The 19,736-nt window shown below is 69.4% G+C and carries 21 protein-coding genes and 1 riboswitch; of the genes, 11 read left to right on the top strand and 10 right to left on the bottom strand.

What is annotated here, in order from left to right:
* Positions 1-1,218: a sarcosine oxidase subunit beta family protein gene (locus tag AC3ZJJ_RS18065; RefSeq protein ID WP_489893207.1), complete on the bottom strand. Its 1,218-nt coding sequence runs from the start codon at positions 1,216-1,218 to the stop codon at positions 1-3.
* Positions 1,219-1,222: 4 nt separating this feature from the next.
* A complete protein-coding gene (gene glyA, locus AC3ZJJ_RS18060; RefSeq protein ID WP_489893206.1) occupies positions 1,223-2,545 on the bottom strand; it encodes a serine hydroxymethyltransferase in 1,323 nt (440 codons plus the stop codon).
* A gap of 142 nt (positions 2,546-2,687) precedes the next feature.
* Between glyA and AC3ZJJ_RS18055 the strand changes: the two genes are divergently transcribed.
* Positions 2,688-3,359, top strand: a complete 672-nt coding sequence (locus AC3ZJJ_RS18055; protein ID WP_489893205.1) for a GntR family transcriptional regulator — start codon at positions 2,688-2,690, stop codon at positions 3,357-3,359.
* Between the two features lie 62 nt (positions 3,360-3,421).
* Here AC3ZJJ_RS18055 and AC3ZJJ_RS18050 read toward each other — a convergent pair whose 3' ends face one another.
* Positions 3,422-4,138: a FadR/GntR family transcriptional regulator gene (locus tag AC3ZJJ_RS18050; RefSeq protein ID WP_489893204.1), complete on the bottom strand. Its 717-nt coding sequence runs from the start codon at positions 4,136-4,138 to the stop codon at positions 3,422-3,424.
* Between the two features lie 121 nt (positions 4,139-4,259).
* On the opposite strand from AC3ZJJ_RS18050, the gene AC3ZJJ_RS18045 reads away from it, so the two are divergent.
* From AC3ZJJ_RS18045 to AC3ZJJ_RS18035, 3 genes are read left to right on the top strand one after another with little or no spacing between them, the layout of a single operon-like run.
* Positions 4,260-5,627 carry an SLC13 family permease gene (locus AC3ZJJ_RS18045; RefSeq protein ID WP_489893203.1) on the top strand — a complete coding sequence of 456 codons (1,368 nt, stop codon included), beginning with the start codon at positions 4,260-4,262 and terminating at the stop codon, positions 5,625-5,627.
* A gap of 45 nt (positions 5,628-5,672) precedes the next feature.
* On the top strand, positions 5,673-6,869 hold the full coding sequence (locus AC3ZJJ_RS18040; protein WP_489893202.1) for a CaiB/BaiF CoA transferase family protein: 1,197 nt from the start codon (positions 5,673-5,675) through the stop codon (positions 6,867-6,869).
* Complete coding sequence (locus tag AC3ZJJ_RS18035; protein ID WP_489893201.1) at positions 6,866-8,395, top strand: carboxyl transferase domain-containing protein; 1,530 nt, start codon at positions 6,866-6,868, stop codon at positions 8,393-8,395. The genes AC3ZJJ_RS18040 and AC3ZJJ_RS18035 overlap by 4 nt, the downstream gene beginning before the upstream one ends.
* Positions 8,396-8,416: 21 nt before the next feature.
* On the opposite strand, the gene AC3ZJJ_RS18030 is transcribed toward AC3ZJJ_RS18035, so the two are convergent.
* Positions 8,417-8,758 (bottom strand): hypothetical protein, encoded by a 342-nt coding sequence (locus AC3ZJJ_RS18030; protein ID WP_489893200.1) that lies wholly within the window; start codon positions 8,756-8,758, stop codon positions 8,417-8,419.
* On the opposite strand from AC3ZJJ_RS18030, the gene AC3ZJJ_RS18025 reads away from it, so the two are divergent.
* Positions 8,757-9,224: a hypothetical protein gene (locus tag AC3ZJJ_RS18025; RefSeq protein WP_489893199.1), complete on the top strand. Its 468-nt coding sequence runs from the start codon at positions 8,757-8,759 to the stop codon at positions 9,222-9,224. The two genes, AC3ZJJ_RS18030 and AC3ZJJ_RS18025, sit on opposite strands and share 2 nt — an antisense overlap.
* A gap of 23 nt (positions 9,225-9,247) precedes the next feature.
* On the opposite strand, the gene AC3ZJJ_RS18020 is transcribed toward AC3ZJJ_RS18025, so the two are convergent.
* Complete coding sequence (locus tag AC3ZJJ_RS18020) at positions 9,248-10,006, bottom strand: D-alanyl-D-alanine carboxypeptidase family protein (protein ID WP_489893198.1); 759 nt, start codon at positions 10,004-10,006, stop codon at positions 9,248-9,250.
* An 82-nt stretch (positions 10,007-10,088) separates the two neighbouring features.
* Here AC3ZJJ_RS18020 and AC3ZJJ_RS18015 point away from each other — a divergent pair, with 82 nt between their 5' ends.
* Positions 10,089-10,253: a hypothetical protein gene (locus AC3ZJJ_RS18015; protein WP_489893197.1), complete on the top strand. Its 165-nt coding sequence runs from the start codon at positions 10,089-10,091 to the stop codon at positions 10,251-10,253.
* A 475-nt stretch (positions 10,254-10,728) separates the two neighbouring features.
* Entirely contained in the window at positions 10,729-11,886 is a 1,158-nt protein-coding gene (locus tag AC3ZJJ_RS18010) for a M20/M25/M40 family metallo-hydrolase (protein WP_489893196.1), read from the top strand.
* A gap of 24 nt (positions 11,887-11,910) precedes the next feature.
* On the opposite strand, the gene AC3ZJJ_RS18005 is transcribed toward AC3ZJJ_RS18010, so the two are convergent.
* Positions 11,911-12,342 (bottom strand): VOC family protein, encoded by a 432-nt coding sequence (locus AC3ZJJ_RS18005; protein WP_489893195.1) that lies wholly within the window; start codon positions 12,340-12,342, stop codon positions 11,911-11,913.
* Positions 12,343-12,386: 44 nt separating this feature from the next.
* Between AC3ZJJ_RS18005 and AC3ZJJ_RS18000 the strand changes: the two genes are divergently transcribed.
* Complete coding sequence (locus AC3ZJJ_RS18000) at positions 12,387-13,097, top strand: EAL domain-containing protein (protein ID WP_489893194.1); 711 nt, start codon at positions 12,387-12,389, stop codon at positions 13,095-13,097.
* Between the two features lies 1 nt (position 13,098).
* Here the strand turns inward: AC3ZJJ_RS18000 and AC3ZJJ_RS17995 are convergent, their stop codons facing one another.
* From AC3ZJJ_RS17995 to AC3ZJJ_RS17980, 4 genes are read right to left on the bottom strand one after another with little or no spacing between them, the layout of a single operon-like run.
* A complete protein-coding gene (locus tag AC3ZJJ_RS17995; RefSeq protein WP_489893193.1) occupies positions 13,099-13,905 on the bottom strand; it encodes an energy-coupling factor transporter transmembrane component T family protein in 807 nt (268 codons plus the stop codon).
* A complete protein-coding gene (locus tag AC3ZJJ_RS17990; RefSeq protein WP_489893192.1) occupies positions 13,902-15,710 on the bottom strand; it encodes an ABC transporter ATP-binding protein in 1,809 nt (602 codons plus the stop codon). The genes AC3ZJJ_RS17995 and AC3ZJJ_RS17990 overlap by 4 nt, the downstream gene beginning before the upstream one ends.
* 3 nt (positions 15,711-15,713) lie before the next feature.
* Entirely contained in the window at positions 15,714-16,328 is a 615-nt protein-coding gene (locus AC3ZJJ_RS17985; RefSeq protein ID WP_489893191.1) for an ECF transporter S component, read from the bottom strand.
* 32 nt (positions 16,329-16,360) lie between these two features.
* Positions 16,361-16,912, bottom strand: coding sequence for a YkoF family thiamine/hydroxymethylpyrimidine-binding protein (locus AC3ZJJ_RS17980; RefSeq protein WP_489893189.1), 552 nt, complete (start codon positions 16,910-16,912; stop codon positions 16,361-16,363).
* Positions 16,913-17,060: 148 nt separating this feature from the next.
* Positions 17,061-17,170, bottom strand: a riboswitch (TPP riboswitch).
* Between the two features lie 151 nt (positions 17,171-17,321).
* Between AC3ZJJ_RS17980 and AC3ZJJ_RS17975 the strand changes: the two genes are divergently transcribed.
* From AC3ZJJ_RS17975 to AC3ZJJ_RS17965, 3 genes are all read left to right on the top strand, one after another.
* Entirely contained in the window at positions 17,322-18,473 is a 1,152-nt protein-coding gene (locus tag AC3ZJJ_RS17975) for a GGDEF domain-containing protein (protein ID WP_489893188.1), read from the top strand.
* A 70-nt stretch (positions 18,474-18,543) separates the two neighbouring features.
* Complete coding sequence (locus tag AC3ZJJ_RS17970) at positions 18,544-19,269, top strand: AAA family ATPase (RefSeq protein WP_489893187.1); 726 nt, start codon at positions 18,544-18,546, stop codon at positions 19,267-19,269.
* A 159-nt stretch (positions 19,270-19,428) separates the two neighbouring features.
* Positions 19,429-19,734, top strand: coding sequence for a hypothetical protein (locus AC3ZJJ_RS17965; protein WP_489893186.1), 306 nt, complete (start codon positions 19,429-19,431; stop codon positions 19,732-19,734).
* The last annotated feature ends 2 nt before the right edge of the window (positions 19,735-19,736 follow it).

The following is a 19,736-nucleotide window of genomic DNA, read 5'->3' as shown; positions in this document are numbered from 1 at the left end:
CTAGTGGGCCACGGCCGCGGCGCCGTGTTCGTCGATGAGGCGGCCGCTCTCGAAGCGGTCCAGCGCGAAGGGTTCGTTGAGCGGGTGCGGCTCGTCGGTGGCGATGGTGTGGGCGAACGTGAAGCCCGCGCCGGGTGTGCCCTTGAACCCGCCCGTGCCCCAGCCGCAGTTGACGTAGAGCTGGTCGACCGGGGTCTTGGAGACGATCGGCGAGGCGTCCATGGTGACGTCCACGATGCCGCCCCAGGTGCGCAACACGTGGGCCCGGGCGAAGATCGGGAACAGCTCCACGGCCGCGGCCATCTGCTCCTCGATGACGTGGAACGCGCCGCGCTGGCCGTAACCGTTGTAGCTGTCCACGCCGGCGCCCATGACCAGTTCGCCCTTGTGCGCCTGCGAGACGTAGACGTGGACGTGGTTGGACATCACGACCGTCGGGTGGACCGGCTCGTGCAGCTCGGACACCAGCGCCTGCAGCGGGTGCGACTGGATGGGCAGCTTGAAGCCGGCCATCTCCGCCAGGACGGAGGAGTGTCCGGCGCCGCAGAGGGCCACCTTGCCCGCGTTGATGCGGCCGCGGTTCGTCTCCACGCCCACCACGCGGTCGCCGTCCTTGATGAAGCCGGTCACCTCGCAGTTCTGGATGATGTCCACGCCCATCTCGTCGCACTTGCGGGCGAAGGCCCAGGCCACGTGGTCGTGCTTGGCGATGCCGGCGCGGGGCTGGTAGGTGGCGCCCATGACCGGGTAGCGGATGTCGTCCCCGATGTTGATGATCGGGCACAGTTCCTTGACCTGCTCGGGGGTGATCCACTCGGCGTCGACCCCGTTGAGCTTGTTCGCATGGACGCGGCGCACGCTCTCGCGGACGTCGCCCAGCGTGTGCGCCAGGTTCATGACCCCGCGCTGGGAGAACAGGAAGTCGTACTCCAGCTCCTCGGGGAGCTGCTCCCACAGCTTGAGGGAGTGCTCGTAGATGCCCGCGCTGGCGTCCCAGAGGTAGTTCGAGCGAATGATCGTGGTGTTGCGGGCCATGTTGCCGCCGGCGAGCCAGCCGCGCTCAAGGACGGCGATGTTTTTCATGCCGTGGTCCTTGGCCAGGTAGTAGGCGGTGGCGAGCCCGTGGCCGCCGCCGCCGACGATGATGGCGTCGTAGGACGGCTTGGGGTCCGGATTGTGCCAGAGGAAGTCCGGGTGCTCGGGAAGAAGGTCGGCCATGGTCTTAGGCTCCAATCCGGGTTGAGAGGGGTGCGAGGTCTGGGTAGAGGGGATGGGCCCGCGCGACGGCCTGGACCCGCGCCCGCAGACCGGACACGTCCGCGCCCGGACCCGCGACAAGGGCCTCCGCGATAATGTCCGCGACCTCCCCGAACGCCGCCGCGCCCAACCCCCGCGTCGCCAACGCCGGCGTCCCGATCCGCAACCCCGACGTCACCATCGGCGGCCGCGGATCAAACGGCACCGCGTTGCGGTTCACCGTGATCTCGATCGACGCCAACAAATCCTCCGCCTGCTGCCCGTCCAACTCCGAGTCCCGCAAGTCCACCAACACCAGGTGCACATCCGTACCCCCGGTCAACACGCTGATCCCCCGCGCCGCGACGTCCTCCCGGCCCAACCGCTCCGCCAGGATCCCCGCCCCCGCCAGGGTGCGCTCCTGCCGGTCCCGGAACTCCGCCGTCCCCGCGACCTTGAACGCCACCGCCTTGCCCGCGATCACATGCTCCAACGGCCCGCCCTGCTGCCCCGGGAACACCGCCGAGTTCACCTTCTTCGCCACGTCCGCGTCGTTGGTCAGGATGATCCCGCCCCGCGGACCCGCGAGCGTCTTGTGCGTCGTGGACGTCACCACGTGCGCGTGCGGCACCGGAGAGGGGTGCAGCCCCGCCGCGACCAGGCCCGCGAAGTGCGCCATGTCCACCATCAGGTACGCCCCCACCAGGTCAGCGACCCGCCGGAACGCCGCGAAGTCCAACTGCCGCGGATACGCCGACCAGCCCGCGATGATCAGCTTCGGCCGGTGCTCCACCGCCAACCGCTCGACCTCGGCCATGTCCACCCGGTTCGTCTCCGGATCCACCCCGTACGCCGCGACGTTGTACAGCCGGCCCGAGAAGTTGATCTTCATCCCGTGCGTCAGGTGCCCCCCGTGCGCCAGGTTCAACCCCAAAATCGTGTCCCCCGGACGGATCAGCGCGTGCATCGCCGACGCGTTCGCCTGCGCCCCCGAATGCGGCTGCACGTTCGCGAACCCCGCCCCGAACAGCGCTTTCACCCGGTCGATCGCCAACTGCTCGATCACGTCCACGTGCTCGCACCCACCGTAGTACCGCCGGCCCGGATACCCCTCCGCGTACTTGTTCGTCAGCACCGAACCCTGCGCCTGCATCACCGCCTGCGCCGTGTGGTTCTCCGACGCGATCATCTCCAACCCGTCCTGCTGCCGGCGCAACTCCGCATCGATACGCGCCGCAACCTCAGGATCCAGCGTGGAAATGTCCTCTGTCAGCGACCGTGCCGCGATGGTGGAGATCTCGGTAGTCATGTCGTCCTCACTGTGTAGCGTATAAGTTCTGAACTACTGATATATCAGTGTTAGGCACAATGTTATGATGGGGATCACAGGACGTCAATGGTCCTGGAAATGATTCTTCGGGAGGACTCCCGAGCTGGGTGAGGAGCTAGGTATGAGCGAAATGATGACGGTCCCGAGCCGCACGGGCGAGCCCGTTTCGCTCGCGGAGCAGGCCTACAGGGACATCCGGGACAAGCTCGTGATGCTCGATATCCGGCCCGGAGCCCCCATCAACGACGGGCAGCTGTCGCAGGAGCTGGGGATCGGGCGGACGCCAGTGCGAGAGGCGCTGAAGCGCCTGGAGATCGACCACCTCGTGGTTTCCTATCCCCGCCGGGGCACCTTCGCGACCATCGTCGACATCACCGAACTGGCCGACGTCTCCGAGCTGCGGCGCGCGCTCGAGCCCATGGCGGCCTCGAAGGCCGCCCTGGTCGCATCCGATGCGATGCGCGGCCAGCTCAAGGCGCTGGCGGGAGACATCGGAACCCTGCACGACCGCGTCGTCGACAAGCGCGGACTGATGGAATACGACCTCGACGTGCACCGGCTCATCTACCGGGCCGCCGGCAACCCACACCTTGAGGACACCCTGATCCGGCTGGACAACCTCGCCACGCGCATCTGGTGCCTGGTCCTGGACAAGGTCCCGTCGGTGTCCGGGCACATCAACGAACACGTGGACCTGCTGGAGGCGATCGTCGCGGGCGACTCCAAGTTGGCGGCGAGGCTGGCGCTGGAACACATCAGCAGTTTCGAACAGACCATCCGGGCCGTGCTCTAGGGCGCACGCTCCCCCGAGCCGGCGACAGCCGGGCCCACCGGACCGACACGACCGGTGTTTGCCTACGCGGGCGCGTCGTCCTTGAGGAGCTCGACGTCGGAAACCGTGTGGATGTGGGCGCGCATCTCGGCCACCGCGCCCTCGGGGTCGCCCTCCCGCACCGCGTCCGCGATGCGGCCGTGGGCGGCCAGCGAGGCCTCAGGCCTGCCCTCCTGGCCCAGGGACTCGATGCGGCTCTCCAGCACCATCTCGCCGATGAACTCCATCAGCTGCGCGAGCACGGAATTATGGGCGGCATCGGTCAGCGCGCGGTGGAACATCTCGTCGCCGCGCTCTCCGCGCCCGCCACGGTCCACCTCCGCGCGCATGTACTCCAGGGCCTCGTCGATCCTCAGCAGGTCCGCGTCGGTGCGGCGGCGCGCGGCCAGCTCGACGATCTGCAGCTCGAGGCCCAGCCGGGCCTCGACAATCTCGGGTAGCCGGGACCTGTGCTCGCGGAGGCGGCGCAGGACCGTGACCGCGTTGGGGCGGTACTGCAGCACAGCGCCCGTGCCGTGCTGGACCCGGATCACGCCGAGGACCTCCAACGCGACGAGCGCCTGCGCGACGGTCGCGCGCGAGACGCCCAACTGATCGGCCAGGTCACGCTCCGGAGGCAGCAGGGACCCGGGATCGAGCCTGTTGCGCTCCACGTAATCGAGGATCTGCGTCACCAGATGTTCGTAGAGCCGCGGCCGTGCCGCCTTCGTGAACCCGATGGTCCCAGGATCGCCCGCCATAGTCCGCCTTCCGTGCGTCACCGACCAGCGTAGCGGAGCGCGGGCCCTTGACAAAGAGACTGAGTGTACAAGAGGCTAGTCCACTAAGACTGTTACCCACCTCACACTTTAGGAACCGGTCATGTCCATACCCCTGCTCTCGATCCTGATCCTGGCGGCGATGTTCCTCATCGCCACGGTTCTGCCGGTCAACATGGGCGCGCTCGCCTTCGTCGGCGCCTTCGTCCTCGGAGTCCTCGTCATGGGCCTCACGCCCGCCGAAGTCTTCGACGCTTTCCCCGGCAGCCTCTTCCTGACCATCGTCGGGGTCACCTATCTCTTTGCCATCGCGCAGAACAACGGCACCATCGACAAACTCGTCCAAGGGGCCGTCCGTCTTGTGGGCGACCGCGCCGCCCTGATCCCGTGGATCATGTTCGGCATCACCGCCGTCATCACGGCCGTCGGAGCCCTGTCCCCCGCCGCGGTGGCGATCATCGCCCCGATCGCGCTGTCCTTCGCCGGACGGTACAAAATCAATCCGCTGCTGATGGGCATGATGGTCGTGCACGGCGCCCAGGGCGGCGGCTTCTCGCCCATTGCCGTCTACGGCGTCACCGTGAACACCATCGTCGCCGAGGCCGGCCTCGCCGTCAGCCCCACGCTGGTCTTCCTGAGCAGCCTGGTCTTCAACATCCTCATTTCCGCGGTGCTCTTCATCGTCCTCGGGGGGAACAAGCTGCGCGGGGGACGTGTGGAGGAATTCGCCACTGCGGTGTCGACCGCCCGGCTGAACGTCTCTCGCGGCGCCAAGGCCGCCACCGACGTCGACTACAAGGGCACCGGCTCGGGCATGTACGGCCCGCGCGACCCGGCCGGCGACGGCGCCGCCTCGGTGAAGAGCGCGCCCCTCGACTTCGCCCAGGTCGCCACCGTCGTCGGACTCGTCGCCCTGGCCGTGGTCGCCCTGGGCTTCAAGATGGACATCGGATTCGTCTCCATCACCATCGCCGTCATCCTCGCCCTCCTCTCGCCGAACGCGCAGAAGGGTGCGATCAACAAGATCAGCTGGTCCACGGTCCTGTTGCTCTGCGGCATGCTCACCTTCGTCGGCGTCCTGGAGGCCGCGGGCACCATCGAGTACGTCTCCGACGCCGTCGCAGGCATCGGCGTCCCGCTGCTGGCCGCGCTTCTGATCTGCTACATCGGCGCGGTGGTCTCGGCGTTCGCGAGCTCGACGGCGATCCTCGCCGCACTCATCCCGCTGGCCGTCCCGTTCCTCGCGTCCGGGCAGATCGGCGCCGCCGGCGTGATCTGCGCCCTCGCCGTCGCCTCGACGATCGTGGACGTCTCCCCCTTCTCCACCAACGGCGCGCTGGTCCTGGCGAACGCCCCGGAGGGGGTCGACAAGGACCGCTTCTACCGCCAAATCCTCATCTACAGCGGCATCGTCATCGTCGCCGGCCCATTGCTGGTCTGGGCGGCGCTCGTCCTTCCCGGATGGCTGTAGGCCCCGGCACCACGACCACCGCCACAACGCACTAGGAGCATCCCCGTGAACGCGACCCCCGCAACACCGTCCGGCCCGCTGGCCGGCATCCTGGTCCTGGACCTCACCCGAGCCCTGGCCGGCCCGCAAACCGGCATGATGCTCGGGGACCTCGGCGCCCGCGTCATCAAGGTGGAAACCCCCTCCGGGGACGACACCCGCGGCTGGGGTCCGCCGTTCGTGGGCCCCGCCGACGATCCCCAGGCGACCTATTTCCTCTCCTGCAACCGCAACAAGGAATCGGTGGCGCTGGACCTTAAGTCCGAGGACGGCGTCGCGTCGCTGACCTCGATGGTCCGGGAGGCCGACGTCCTGCTGGAGAACTTCCGCCCCGGCGTGCTGGACCGCCTCGGATTCCCCGTGGAACGGCTTGTCGAGCTGAATCCGCGGCTGGTTATCCTCTCCATCACCGGGTTCGGGCACGACGGGCCCGAGGCCCACCGCAGCGGCTACGACCAGATCCTCCAGGGCGAGGCGGGGCTGATGTCGATCACCGGATCCGGACCCGAGGACCCGCAGCGGGTCGGCGTGCCGATCGCTGACCTGCTGGCCGGCATGAACGGCGCCTACGGCGTCGCCGCCGCCCTCCTCGAGCGGGAGCGGACCGGCAAGGGCCAAGTCGTGCGCACCTCGCTGCTGGCCTCGATCGTGGGTGTCCACGCCTTCCAGGGCACCCGCGCCACGGTGGCGGGGGAAACCCCGCTGGCGCAGGGAAACCAACACCCATCCATCGCGCCGTACGGGCTGTTCCCCTGCCGCGGCGGCCACGTCCAAATCAGCGTCGGGAGCGAAAAGCTGTGGCAGGCGTTCGCTACACGCTTCGGACTCGACGCCAACGACCCGCGCTTCGCCGGCAACGCCCAGCGCGTCGCCCACCGGACCGAACTGGTCGAGGCCATCGAGAAGGCCTTCGCGCAGCACGGGCCCGACGACCTGCTCGCCATCCTCGACCGGGCCGGCATCCCGTCGGGCCGCGTCCGCAACCTCCAGGAGGTCTACCAATGGGACCAGTTGGCTTCCCAGCACCTGCTCGTCGACGTGGAGCATCCGGTGCTCGGGACGGTGCGCCTGCCCGGTTCCGCGCTGCGGTTCTTCGACCAGGACGGTACGGAGACGACCCGACTGCGCCACGAGGCCCCGCCCCTGCTGAACCAGCACGGGCCGGCGATCCAGGCGTGGCTCGCCGAGAAGGTGTCCCCGTGACCGCCCCCGCCGCCAGCCGGCCCACCCGCGGCGCCAGCGCACGGGAACTGCTCGGCGCCGTGCTGGACCCGGGCTCCTTCGTCTCCTGGGACGCGCCCGTGGACTACTCCACGCAGAGCGAGCCATACCGCGGCGAACTCGAGCGCGCCGCGGAGCGGTCCGGCGCCGACGAGGCCGTCATCACCGGCGAGGGCCGCATTGGCGGACGACGCGTCGCACTCGCCGTCAGCGAGTTCGGCTTCCTGGCCGGCTCCATCGGCCTGGCCACCGCCAACCGGCTGGTCCAGCTGTTCGAACGCGCCACGGCCGAGGGCCTGCCCGTGCTCGCGAGCCCCGCCTCCGGCGGAACCCGGATGCAGGAGGGCACGCCGGCCTTCGTCGCGATGGTCAAGATCACCGCCGCCGTCCGCCACCACAAGCAGGCCCGGCTGCCGTACCTCGTCTACCTGCGCCACCCCACCACCGGCGGTGTTATGGCCTCGTGGGGGTCGCTCGGCCACGTCACCGTCGCCGAGCCCGGCGCCCTGCTCGGCTTCCTCGGGCCGCGCGTGTACGAGGCGCTGTACGACGCCCCGTTCCCAGAGGGCGTCCAGGTCTCCGAAAACCTCTACGCCCACGGACTCATCGACGCCGTGGTGCCCGTCAGCGACCTCGCCGCCATCGTGGACCGCGCGCTCTCCCTGCTCGACGTCCGCCGCGGCACCCCGCAAAGGGATGCGCCGGGCCCCACCGCCGGCGGCGACCCCCTACCGGGAGGCGCGCCGGCCACGGTGTGGGAATCGATCCAGGCAACCCGCCACCCGCGCCGCCCGGGGATCCGCCACCTGCTCAAGTACGCGGCCACGGACGTCCTCCAACTCAACGGCACCGCCCAGGGCGAACGCGACGCGCGCATGTTCCTGGCGCTGGCACGGTTCGACGGCAACAACTTCGTGGTGATCGGACAGGACCGCCACCCTTCAGCCGTCGCACCGCCCATGGGTCCCGCTTTCCTGCGCGAGGCGCGCCGCGGCATGCGGCTGGCCGAGGAACTGGGGCTCCCCCTGGTCACGGTCATCGACACCGAGGGCGCCGCGCTGTCCGTCGAGGCCGAGAACGGCGGGATCGCAGGAGAGATCGCCCGGTCCATCTCCGACCTCATCGGCCTGCGCACCCCCACGGTCTCGGTGCTCCTCGGCCAGGGGACCGGCGGAGGCGCGTTGGCCCTGCTCCCCGCGGACCGGACCATCGCCGCCGCGAACGCCTGGCTCTCCCCCCTCCCGCCCGAGGGCGCCAGCGCGATCCGCTACCGGACCGCGGACCGCGCCGCGGAGATGGCGGAACGGCAACACGTCGACTCGGCGTCGCTGCTCGGCGCGGGCATCGTAGACCGGGTGGTACCGGAGCCGGAGGACGCAGTCCGGGACCCGCGGGCCTTCTCGCTGCGCATCGCCGACGCGGTGGCCGCCGCGATGGAGGAATTGGGGCACGTCCCGATCCCCGCCCTGCTGGCGGGACGCGAGCGAAAGTACGGTGGGATCGGATAGTCGCGCGCCCGGTGCGCGGACCTACGCTTCGCGTGCCGGGCCGGCCTCCGGGGAACCCTCGGGGATCCAGTCGGCCTTCTCGCCTTCATGGGCGCGCGCCCCGGACGGGTGCCCGGGATGGCGTCCCAGCCACTCGTCCTTCTCGTCCAGCATCTCGGCGACCACGGACCAGGTGTCGATGCCCGACGGCGGGTTCACACCGGCGGCTCGGGCGATCCTTCGGCGCAGGGCTGGGGTGCACGCCACCAGCTCGTCCCCGTCGATCCCGCGGTCCCAGAGCCAGCGGGCCAGTGTCCTGGCCTTGACCAGACGGTTGGCTGCGGCCTTGTCCGAGTGCTTGAACGGGTCCGGTGTCTCTGCCATGGTCTCCATTCTCCGCTACCGCGGAATACCCGGCGGCTCCCTGCGGTTGCAGTCCTACGCACGACGACGGCCGCCGCGCCTCCAGGGGCGGCCGTTCGGCATCGGGACCATTCGGCACCAGGACTATTGGAAAGTTGGCGGAAGCTTGGAACACGAGGGCAAGGCGCTTGCGGCCGACGAGACGGACTCGCACCACCACCGGGCGGGGATCGCGTCCGTCCACACCCGGGCCTTCATCACATGGCTCGCCATCTTCCCCATGGTCGCCGTCGGGATGACCGTTCTGGGGGCTGTCGCGGCGGATTGGCATCCGCTGCTGCGCGCGCTGGCCCTGACACTCGTCGTCGTTCCGATCGCCGTCTACTTCGCCGTGCCCCGGCTCCTGGTCCTCGAACGGCGCCTGAGCGGGGCCGTGCGTGGACGGTCCCGGCGTCGCGCATCCGCCGGTGGCGCGACCGCCGGCTAGCACCGGTCAGTGTGCCCGCGGCATCAGCGGGGCGCGAGGTAGAGGTGCTGCTCGTAGGTGGCGGTCTTGTTGGCCTTCATGGTCCTCGCCGTCGGCGCGCCCACGTAGCGGTAGTGCCAGGGCTCGAAGTTGTAGCCGGTGATCGACTCGTAGCCCTTGGGGTACCGAAGGATGAACCCGTATTTGTGGGCGTTGGAGGCCAGCCACTTGCCCTCGCGCGTGGTGGCGAAGCAGGCGAGCAGTTCGCAGCGCGCGTTGGCGGCCCCGAAGTCGACGGCCAGCCCGGTCTGGTGCTCGCTGGTCCCGGGCCGCGCCGAGATGCGTTCCGCGTAGGTTGTCCCGTAGAGCCTCGAGTAGTTGGCGAAGATGGTGGCCTGCCTGGTGAACGACCGGTATCCCGAGACGGTGCGCAGCGTGACGCCGTCCCGGGCCGCGGCGCGGACCAGCGTGGTGCGCGCGTTGGCCGCGTAGCGGGTCAGCCGCACCGGGCCGGCCTGCACCGTCTTGGGCACATAGGCCTTGGGCACCAGTGGGTACTTCTTGTTCACCAGCACCAGTGAGCTGCCCGGGTTCCGTGGCAGCGCAGCCGGGCGGACCGTGGCGATCCCGTCGGTGCGGATCCAGGCCGTGCGGGTGCCCGACCGAATCTGCGACCACGTCGCGCCGGCGCGGACCAGCTGCACTTTCGTCCCGCGGGCCAGCCGGTGGATGGTTGCTCCGCCGCCGGGCTTCGCACGGGTGACGGCCGGCGCCAGCACGTAGCGGTACACCGGTTTCGCCACGGGCGGCGGGGACGGCGTCGGGGCTGGTGTCGGCTTCTGCGTTGGGGCTGGCGTTGGCTTCGGCGTCGGTGGTGGGGTTGGCGTGGGCTTCGGCGGGGGCGTGACCGACGGCGTCCCCGGAGCCGGCGTCGGCGTCGGCGTCGGCGTCGGCGTCGGGGTTGGCTCCGGCACGGACGACGCCGGCGCGGGACTCGGTTCGTCGATCCCGACAGCGGGCGGGACGGGATCGGACGGCGCCGGTTCCTGAAGGGTGGCGGCGGCGGGAACGGCCAGCTCGACGGCCAGCAGGGCGATCGCGATCGCGCCCAGGAAGCCTCGGGCGACCGCTCGTGTGCGCTTGGGCCCGGGCAAGGGGGCTCCGTGGCCGGAACGGCCGTGACGTATCGAACGATCCGCAACGGCGTCGCGGCGGCGGAGCTCTTCGTGGTGGTCGTCCATGTGTTCCGTTCCCAGGCGCCGGGCGACGGCCATCCATCCCCCGTGTGAGCACCCGGGTGCGGGATTGCCGCCGGTCGTGCTGCACCCCAATCCTCGCCTATTCCGGCGATCTGGGCTAGTGGCCTTTCGTCACAGGAGACGACGGCGGCAACGGGAGCCGGGCGCAGCGCAAGCGACGGCGTCCACTCACAGCAAAGGCACAGGTTCGTGCTAAGCGCGTGCTATGCGGCCGTGTCTTGCTTGTGCCTGGGGGTACCGGCAGACGCAGATTTGGGGGAATCGACATGCAGACTGGAAAAACGGATGCGCGAGACGTTCGGAACCGCTCGCGGCGCAGGGCCCGACTGTGGGCCGGCGTGCTGTGCGTGGCTCTGGTCGGCGGCATGGCCGCCTGTGCGGCCGGTAGGGCCGAACCGCTGCCGTCGGGCAGCACGGAAGCGACCACCGCCGCGCCGGCCCCCTCGCGTCCGGCGCAAGCGGCGCCGTCTTCGTCGAGCTCGCAGGCGACGCCGCCGGCGAGCGTGGGCACACCTCCGGAGCCGGAGCCGTCCGTCATCGAGGAGGCGGCGGAGCGGGAGCCCGGCGCGCTGGCGCGGCACTTGGAGGCCCTGCAGGCCGCGGCGGACGCCAACGGCGGGAACCGCGCCGACGACACCGGGGGCTACGAGGCGTCCGCCGCCTACGTCGAGGCACAGTTGCGCTCGGCCGGATACGAGACCAGGCGCCAGGAGCTCAGCTACGACTCGGTGGACACCTTCAACATCTTGGCCGACACCGACACCGGCTCCGACGGCCTGTTGGTGATCGGCGCGCACCTCGACTCGGTCGAGGAGGGCCCAGGGCTCAACGACAACGGCAGCGGGGTCGCCGCGGTCCTCGAGGTCGCGCTCCGGATCGCCGAGGGGAGCGCGGTCCCGCGGGAGCGGATCCGGTTCGCGTTCTGGGGCGGGGAGGAGGACGACATGTGGGGTTCCGCGCACTACGTCGAGGAGCTTTCGGACGCGGAGGCGGACGAGCACTCCGCGTACCTGAATGTGGACGTCGTCGGCTCGCCGAACGCCGCGGTGTTCGTGTACGACGGCGACGGCTCGGACACCGACTCGGACGGGCCCGACGGGTCGGCCGCCATAGAACAAGTTTTCCTGGACATCTTCCGGGCCGAGGGCGTCCAGGCGCTGCCAGTAGGCTTCATCGGCGACTCGGACTACGACGCCTTCGTGGAGCGGGACATCCCGACCGGCGGCCTGTTCACCGGAGACGCCGGGAGCAAGAGCGCGGCCGAGGCGAGGGCATTCGGCGGGCAGGCCGGGGACCAGTACGACGAGTGTTACCACATGGCCTGCGACACCATCGACAACGTCGACATGAACGTGCTGCAGCGGATGACCGAGGCGCTCATGAGCGCGACGGCGTCCCTCGCCGGCATCGAGGACGCTCCCTAGGGCCGGCCGGGGCCCGTGGCCCCGTCAGCCGATCCGTTCCGCCAAGGCCACGATGATTCCCTCGGGGCCGCGGACGTAGGCCATGCGCCAGGCGGCCTCGTACTCGCCGACGCCTCCGACCAGCCCGTACCCCTCCGCCGCCATCCGATCGACGTGCGCCTGCAGGTCGTCGACTTCGAAGGACAGACTGCGCAGCCCGAGTTCGTTGGCCATGGCGGCGGACGAGCCAGGTACGGGGTCCGGCCGGACGAAGCTGGAGAGCTCCACCATTGTGCCTCCGCCTGGCGTGCGCAACATAACGATCTCCGTGCGCGAATCCGGGATCGCGGTGACGGTGTCGATGAACTCGCCCTCCACGAAGGTCCGCCCCTCTATCGGGAAGAACTCCTGCCGCGGGTGCCACCGGGCGCCGTGCCCTACGGTGGACGTAATGAGCGAGAGGACCGCATATGGCATGCGACGGCTGCACAACATCTTCGAACCTTGACTTCGACTTCAGCATGGCCTTCCAACCGATCTATGACGCCGTTGCCGGTCGGGTCTGGGGATACGAGGCGCTGGTGAGGGGCTCGTCGGGCGAGGGCGCTCTCGACGTCTTGTCGAGGGTCTCGCCGGAGCAGAAGTACCGCTTCGACCAAGACTGCCGCGTCAAGGCCATCGAGCTGGCATCGCGGCTGTTCCCTGCGGGCGAGGACTTGATGCTGTCGATAAATTTCATGCCGAACGCGGTCTACGAGCCGGCCGCGTGCCTGCGGGCGACGCTGCTCGCGGCCGCGCGATGCAAGTTTCCGACGTCGTCGATCATGTTCGAGTTCACGGAGAATGAGGAGGTCTCGGACACCGCCCACCTCACGAACATCATCAGGGAGTACCGAAAGCGCGGTTTCACCACCGCCATCGACGACTTTGGCGCCGGTCATGCGGGGCTCGGGCTCTTGGCCGATTTCCAACCCGACCTCATCAAGATCGACATGAGGATCGTCCGAGGGATCGACGCGTCCAGGGCCCGCCGGGCCATAGTTTCGGGCATTGTCGACATCGGCAAGGAGCTCGACATCACGGTGCTCGCCGAGGGCATCGAGACGGAGGCGGAGTTCCTGGCATTGAAGGCGGCAGGCATCCGCCTGTTCCAGGGATATTGGTTTGCGAGGCCAGCCTTCGAAGAGCTGCCGCAGGTGCGTTGCGGTCCCGCCTTGGCGTCATCGCTATAGCTCAGGCGAAGAGCACGTCGGGGCCCTTCCAAACGCCGAGTGCCACGCTGGCGGCAAAGACCAGGGCAAGGACGGCGAAAACAGCCGCGGCCAGTCCCCAGTCGGCCCAGCCCAGCGGGACCGGCCGCCAAGTGGAGCGGGGGCCGAGCCCGAGTCCACGCGATTCCAGGGATTGGGCCATCCGTTCCCCCTTGCGCAGGGAGACCACCAGAAGCGCAAAGGCGCATCGGCCAAAGTTCCGCACGTCGCGGCGGGGGCGCCCATTGGAGCGCAACGGAGCGCGCACGCCGTGTGCGGAGCGGATGATCCTCCACTCGGCCGGCATGTCCTGGAGCAGGCGGTAGCCCGCCAGCATCGCATAGGTCATGCGCACGCCCAACTTCGCGTGCTGGTGCAAGCTGGTCATCAGGGCCACGCCGTCGGTCGAGGCGATGAAACCGATCGAGAGCACACCGATGGCCATGCTGCGCAATGCCAGGGACGCACCGACGGCCAATCCCTCGGCGGTCACGCCTGCTCCCGCCATCTCCCAGAGGATGGTCCCGGGCCGGCTGAGGGCGTTGACCACCAGCAGGCCCAGCCCGAACCCGGCGAACGGTATGTGGGCCAGCAGCAGGATCCGCGCAGGGATCCGCGCCGCCGCCACAACGGACGCCAGCCCCAGGATGTACAGCGCGGCCGACGTGACGGGGTCGAAAACAAGGAGCAATGCCACGGAGACGGCAAACAGCAGCCCCAGCTTGACCGTGGGATTGCGCCGGCCCAGCGGCGACTCGGTGAACCGTCGGGGCTCCACACCCACGCTCATGTCCGGTGCTCCCCGTCGCCGCGGGGGACGGCTGCGTCCAGGCCCGCGAGCACGGCGCGCATCTGCGTCGCCGTTTCGAAGGTTTCCAACAGCCATTCCAGGAGCGCCGGAAGGGCAAGACCGGCCCGTTCCAACACCTCGCGCCGGGCGAGGACGTCGAACATCGGCCCGTCGGCGATGACGGTTCCCCCGGCGAGGACCACGGCGCGCTGCGCCAGCGTCGCCACGGTTCGCAGGTCGTGGCTGGAGAACACGACGGCCCGGCCCTCCGCCGCCGCGGCGCGAAGGGACTCCATCGTGGCTATGGTGGCCCGCCGGTCCAGCCCGAAGCTGGGTTCGTCGGCCAGCAGGACGGGTCGGTCGTGGGCAAGCATCGCAGCAACGCTGAGCCGGCGCTTTTCGCCGCCGGAGAGCCGCTGGGGATTCTGGTCCGCCAGATGCTCCAGCCGGTGTTGCCGCAGGAGTCGCTGGACGGTTGGTTCCGATCCGGCGGCGAGCCCATGGCCGACTTCACCGCGGACGGTTGCCGCCACGAACTGGTGCTCCGGGTTCTGGAAGACCATGGCGGCCCGCGCACCGACCAGCCGTCCGTGCGCGGGCCTCAGCAGTCCGGCGAGGGTCAGCAACAGTGACGTTTTCCCAGTGCCGTTCGCGCCGAGGATCGCGACGATTTCTCCCGGACGGACGGCCAGGTCGACGTTGGTCAGTAGTCCGGGAACGCCGGGAGTGTCTGCCTTCGCTCCTGGGCGGCGGAAGAGACGACGTCGGCGTGGCCCGGCTGGATTCCGGCTCACCGTCACTCCGGCCGCCTGCAGCACGGGGTCCCGTGCGTCGACGGCCGGCCCGTCCCCGAACGCCTGGGCAGGGCGCGACGCGGCGAGGTCCCCGAGTCCGCGGCGCACCTCCTCGGCGGAGAGCCCGCCCGGGCAGCCGAAGACCGCCTGCAGTTCGGCCTCCAGCGGAAGCCAGCAGCCCCGCCTCTGGAGGTCCGCGGCCGCGTCGGTCAGCACCTCCGGCGTCGGGCCGTCGTGGACGATTTCGCCCTCACCGTTCAGGACCACGGCCCGGCCGGGCAATCCGGCCACCCCTTGGCGTCCCGCGTACTCGTCCAGGCGGTGCTCCACGAGGACAACGGCCGGACCGTAGTGGTCGACGGCCCGTCCGATCGCCTCCCGGACGGAGGCGATGCCCGCCGCGTCGAGCATCGACGTCGGCTCGTCGAGCATGAGCACGTTCGGTTCGGCGACGAGACTCGCGGCCAGAGCCACCCGCTGGCCCTCGCCGCCCGAGAGCTGCGAGGTCCTTCGCAACCGCAGTCCGGCGGCGTGGACGGCGGACAGCGCGGCATCGATGCGCGACGAGATGGTGCCGGGGTCGGCGGCCCGGTTCTCCAACGGAAACGCCAGTTCCTGCTCAACGTCCGGCAGGCACACGGCCGAAGAGGGGTCCTGGGCCATAACGCCGACACTGCGCGAGAGTTCGGCCACAGTCGTTTCCGGGGTGTCCGTGCCGCCGACCCGCACCGACCCCGACACCCGCGCGGCAACGGCGTGCGGGACCACACCGCTGATCAGCTGCAGGAGGGTGGATTTCCCCGAACCGGACGGACCGAAGACGATCAACTGCTCACCGGACTTCAGTCTCAGGTCCACGTTGCGCAGCACCGGTCCTGTTCGGCGCGGGAACTCCACCGACACGTCGCGTAGCTCCACGGCCGCGACGCCGGGCGGGAGATCCGGCGGGAGCCCCGGCGCGGTCGCCCCGCCCTTCGTGTGGACGCTGGCGCCAAGGTCCTCGTTGGTCATCGGCTAGCCCTTGCCGAGCCGGTCGAGCCCGATCGCGAAGTTGTCGACCACTCCGGTTTTCGCGAGGGCCCCAACAATGACCCTGGCCAGCAGGCCGCCGAGCACAAGACCGGAGAGCAGCTGCACGATCAGGCGCAGGGTGAACAGTTCTTGGCCGTACCAGCCGAAGCGGAAGGCGGAGAAGAAGAAGACCAGACCCGCGCCGAGCAGACCCGAGACGGCGAAGACTCCCCAGCCGAAGCTTCGGTAGCGGCGCAGCGCGAACGGGATCTCGCTGCCCAGGCCCTGGACCGCGGCGGCGATGAAAAGGACGGGACCCACTGCGGACCCAAGAAACACCACTTCAATGACCGACGCGAGCACCTCGGCAATGATCCCCACGAAGGGGCGGCGGACAATCGCCACGGCGATCGGCGCGACCAGCAACCACCCGCCGAGGAGCACGTGTTGGGCGAGGTCGCCGGCCGGTCCCATCAGGATGGACAGCCCGGTCCAGGCCTGGACCAGGGCCCAGTAGAGGAAGCCGAAAACCACCCCGAGGACCACCATGAGCACCAGGTCTTTCAGGGCGAGTGGGGCGCGTTTGCGGGCGGGGGCGTGTGTGCTGGGAGAAGACATAGGAGAACCCTTGAAAAGTGGAAGGAGGAGGCTTAGCGGGAGGTGGGACTGTTGATGGATAGCGTGAGGTGGCACGTCACGTGCTGCACGCTTCGGCCGACCAGAACCCAGCCGGCGGCCACGGTCTCGAGGATGCGTGCGACATCGCCCTCGAGGCGAGTGACGAAATGCTCCGACCTCACGAAGGTCGCGTTCGCCTTGGCGTGGCCGATGGCGGCATAGATGTCCCGCATGTGGTCCGGCTCGATCCCATCGCGCCCACCGTCGTCCAACGGATACAGCGCCCACTCCCCCGTGGCCGCCACGCCGGCATCTTCCAGTTCGACGACGTCGCTGCGCAACGGCCCGGCCCCGCCGGGAAGTTCGCACTGCACTTCGCCGGGGCACCCACGGGACAGGTGCACGGTCGCGGCAACGTGCGCGCCGCTGCGGCCCGCCGCGGAAAGCAGCTGACACAGGTACCGCAGTATGTCTTGTTCCGCGCCCCCGACGAACGTGCTGACGTCGCCGGTCTCAATCTCCAGGCCGGTGGCATCGGCGGCGCGGAGCGCGCCGAGGATGATGTCGGCGTAGTCGGCGCTCATCACAGCGAGTGTGACCCTGGCGCCTATGCCGAAATTGTTGTGGTCGGGTCCGGGGAAGACGCCGGGGGCGGGTGCCACGGATGGTGTGCTGACCTGGGTTGAATGATGCGAATGCATGGTCGCGCCCTTCTGTTGTGAGAACAGGGCACGGGATTCGAAGTTGACTCCCTGCGCTGGCATGATCCAGATCAGGTTCAACGGTCGAAACTTGAGAAGTTTCCTCTCAGCCCGGCTCACCGGACTCCCGTGTTCGATCACGACCCTACACGGCGGGCGCCCCGCGGCTTCCCTTCATGACCGCGGGCCCGGACGTGTGCCGGGGGCCGACACGGCGGCACCGCGGGCAACTGCAATAATTGATCTCGGCCAGCATCAGGCGGTCATCGGAACAGGTGGAAAACTGGTGGAAATGCTCGATACCGTAAGTCTGCGGGTCGCCTTCGCCGTTGTGGCGCTGACCCTTTTCCTTCTGTCCTACTTCGTCACCTTTCGCCGCACCGGGTCCACCTACAGCGGCTGGTGGTCCGGGGCCCTGGCCCTGTTCCTGGCGGGAAGCTCGGCATACCTGCTGAACGGGACCGTCCACCAGGCGTGGGCGAATCCGCTGGGAAACGTCCTCACGGTGCTCGGTGCCGGAGCCGTGCGCGTGGGCGCGGGTTCGCTGCGTGCCGCCGCACCCGGATCGCTGAGGCCAGACATGTGGCTACTGCTGGCGGGACCCTCCGTTGCCGTGGCCGTAGCGTCGGCCGTGGACGATCCGGGCACCAACCAGTGGTCGGGAGGACCCTACTTCCTGGCCGCGATGTCCCTGCTGATCGGCCTGTCGTCATTGGAGTTGTGGCGCCTGTCGCCGGACTACACCCGGGTCCTGCGACCGCTGTCCATCGCCGCGGGGGCCGTGGCGGCCTACTACCTCGGCCGGTGTGCCGCCTTCATCGTTGACGGCCCCGAGGGGCCGGTCTTCCGCACCGTCTTCGGCTCGGCCCCGACCACGCTTCTGACCTTGATGCTGTTGGTCGTGGTCTCCTTCAGCATGGCGGCCCTGAGCAACGAACAGGTGACACGCGAATTGCGCACCCGGGCCATGCGGGACGGGCTGACCGGGCTGCTGAACCGCGGCGGTTTCCTGGATCTTGCCTTGGAGGAGAGCCGCCGGCTGGATAAGGCCGGCGCTGCCGGCGCGTTGATCTTGGCGGACTTGGACCACTTCAAGACGGTCAACGACCACTACGGGCACGCCGCGGGCGACCAGTCCCTTCGCTCCTTCGCGGCCGCCTGCACTGCGACCACCCGCTCCACGGACCTGGTGGGCAGGTACGGCGGCGAGGAGTTCGTGCTGCTGCTGCCGGGAGCGGGAACGGACCTGGCCGCGGCCGTCGCCCGCCAGATCAGCCGCAATCTTGCGGGCTCCCAGACGCCGGCCGGCTTTCCGCTGCCCACCGTCAGCTACGGCGTCGCGCCCCTCGGCGACGGGGACCTCGACGGTGCCATCGCGGCGGCCGACGTGGCCCTGTACGAAGCGAAGGCGCAAGGCCGGAACCGGGTAGTGATGGCCCGGTAGCCGGCCGCGTCGGCCGGGCGCGATGTTTCCATTCGCTATCGGGCCCGGGCGCCGATGGCAGAATCGACGTGTGCCTCCAGCCAGCCCGCCATTCCTGAAGTTGCCGCTTCGACGCGTCGAGGAGCACCCGCTCGAGCGCATGAGCCGCGGGACTTGGCCGGCGACGCTCGCGCCAGTCCGGCAACTCTTGGACACCGGGCTCGACCTGGGGCCGATGACGATCCTCGTGGGGGACAACGGCTCCGGCAAGTCGACCCTGATGGAGGGCATCGCCATGGCGTTTGGCCTGAACGCCGAGGGCGGGTCCACGAACGCCATGAACCGAACACGCGCAACGGAATCGGACCTCGCCGACCACCTCCGGCTCGTGCGGGGCGGCGGGGCCTCCAAACGCGGCTTCTTCCTGCGGGCGGAGACGATGCATGGGCTCTTCACCTACCTCGAGTCCATTGGTGATGCCGGCTCGTTCCACCAGCGCAGCCACGGCGAATCCGTCCTCGACCTCCTTGCCTCCCGGTCCCGGATGCACGGGCTGTGGCTCCTGGACGAGCCGGAGTCCGCCCTCTCGCTGCCGGGCTGCCTCGCACTGATCGGACTCCTGCGCGACCTCGTCGACGGCGGCTCACAAGTTATTGTGTCCACGCACTCCCCCGTCCTTGCGGCGTACCCGGGCGCCGACCTTTACGAGATCGGCGAGTGGGGCATACGGGCCAGCGCGTACGACGAGCTCGACCTCGTCAGGAACTGGCGGTCGTTCCTGGACGCCCCGGAACGATACCTGCGCCACCTCGCGTAAGGGACACGCCGCAGAACGGCATCCGACGCCTGCACCTCGCGCGCGGGGACGTCGCATAGCCTTCCGCGGAACGGAATATCTACACCGCACGCCCGCAGGCTCCTACACTGGACGCACATCGAACCAGGACTCCTCCGACCCCCTCCAGGAGGCCCGCCCATGGCTCCCAGGGATTACCTGCTGATCCGCACGGCTGCGGAGGACACCTGTGCCCTCGTCCGTGTTCACGGCTCCCTCACCGTGGACGGCGTCAGGCCCTTGGTCCAGGCCATGCTGGACGCCCTGGCCCGCGCGCCTGAACACACCGTGTTCGTGGATCTCGGCACGGCCGCGCACGTGGACTACGGAGCCCGCGAACTCCTCAACGCCGTCCTGCCGCACATCGCCAAGTGCGCCACGGGCAGGGGTGGCCGGGTGTTCGTCCACGGCCTGTGGCGCTCCGGGTCTCGGGACGGTACGCCCTAAGG

The sequence above is a fragment of the Arthrobacter sp. AOP29-A2-19 genome (assembly GCF_058138025.1).
Note: the sequence above shows the minus strand (reverse complement) of the source record. Positions and strands in the feature narration are given on the sequence as shown.

Excerpts from the sequence above, each read along its gene's own strand:
- AC3ZJJ_RS17990 (WP_489893192.1), bottom strand. The coding sequence starts at position 15,710 with ATGACCAACGAGGACCTTGGCGCCAGCGTCCACACGAAGGGCGGGGCG.
- AC3ZJJ_RS18055 (WP_489893205.1), top strand. The coding sequence starts at position 2,688 with ATGAGCGAAATGATGACGGTCCCGAGCCGCACGGGCGAGCCCGTTTCG.
- AC3ZJJ_RS17965 (WP_489893186.1), top strand. The coding sequence starts at position 19,429 with ATGGCTCCCAGGGATTACCTGCTGATCCGCACGGCTGCGGAGGACACC.
- glyA (WP_489893206.1), bottom strand. The coding sequence starts at position 2,545 with ATGACTACCGAGATCTCCACCATCGCGGCACGGTCGCTGACAGAGGAC.
- AC3ZJJ_RS18045 (WP_489893203.1), top strand. The coding sequence starts at position 4,260 with ATGTCCATACCCCTGCTCTCGATCCTGATCCTGGCGGCGATGTTCCTC.
- AC3ZJJ_RS18010 (WP_489893196.1), top strand. The coding sequence starts at position 10,729 with ATGCAGACTGGAAAAACGGATGCGCGAGACGTTCGGAACCGCTCGCGG.
- AC3ZJJ_RS17980 (WP_489893189.1), bottom strand. The coding sequence starts at position 16,912 with ATGAGCGCCGACTACGCCGACATCATCCTCGGCGCGCTCCGCGCCGCC.
- AC3ZJJ_RS18065 (WP_489893207.1), bottom strand. The coding sequence starts at position 1,218 with ATGGCCGACCTTCTTCCCGAGCACCCGGACTTCCTCTGGCACAATCCG.
- AC3ZJJ_RS18030 (WP_489893200.1), bottom strand. The coding sequence starts at position 8,758 with ATGGCAGAGACACCGGACCCGTTCAAGCACTCGGACAAGGCCGCAGCC.
- AC3ZJJ_RS18025 (WP_489893199.1), top strand. The coding sequence starts at position 8,757 with ATGGTCTCCATTCTCCGCTACCGCGGAATACCCGGCGGCTCCCTGCGG.
- AC3ZJJ_RS18005 (WP_489893195.1), bottom strand. The coding sequence starts at position 12,342 with ATGCCATATGCGGTCCTCTCGCTCATTACGTCCACCGTAGGGCACGGC.
- AC3ZJJ_RS17995 (WP_489893193.1), bottom strand. The coding sequence starts at position 13,905 with ATGAGCGTGGGTGTGGAGCCCCGACGGTTCACCGAGTCGCCGCTGGGC.
- AC3ZJJ_RS17975 (WP_489893188.1), top strand. The coding sequence starts at position 17,322 with ATGCTCGATACCGTAAGTCTGCGGGTCGCCTTCGCCGTTGTGGCGCTG.
- AC3ZJJ_RS18050 (WP_489893204.1), bottom strand. The coding sequence starts at position 4,138 with ATGGCGGGCGATCCTGGGACCATCGGGTTCACGAAGGCGGCACGGCCG.
- AC3ZJJ_RS17985 (WP_489893191.1), bottom strand. The coding sequence starts at position 16,328 with ATGTCTTCTCCCAGCACACACGCCCCCGCCCGCAAACGCGCCCCACTC.
- AC3ZJJ_RS18000 (WP_489893194.1), top strand. The coding sequence starts at position 12,387 with ATGGCCTTCCAACCGATCTATGACGCCGTTGCCGGTCGGGTCTGGGGA.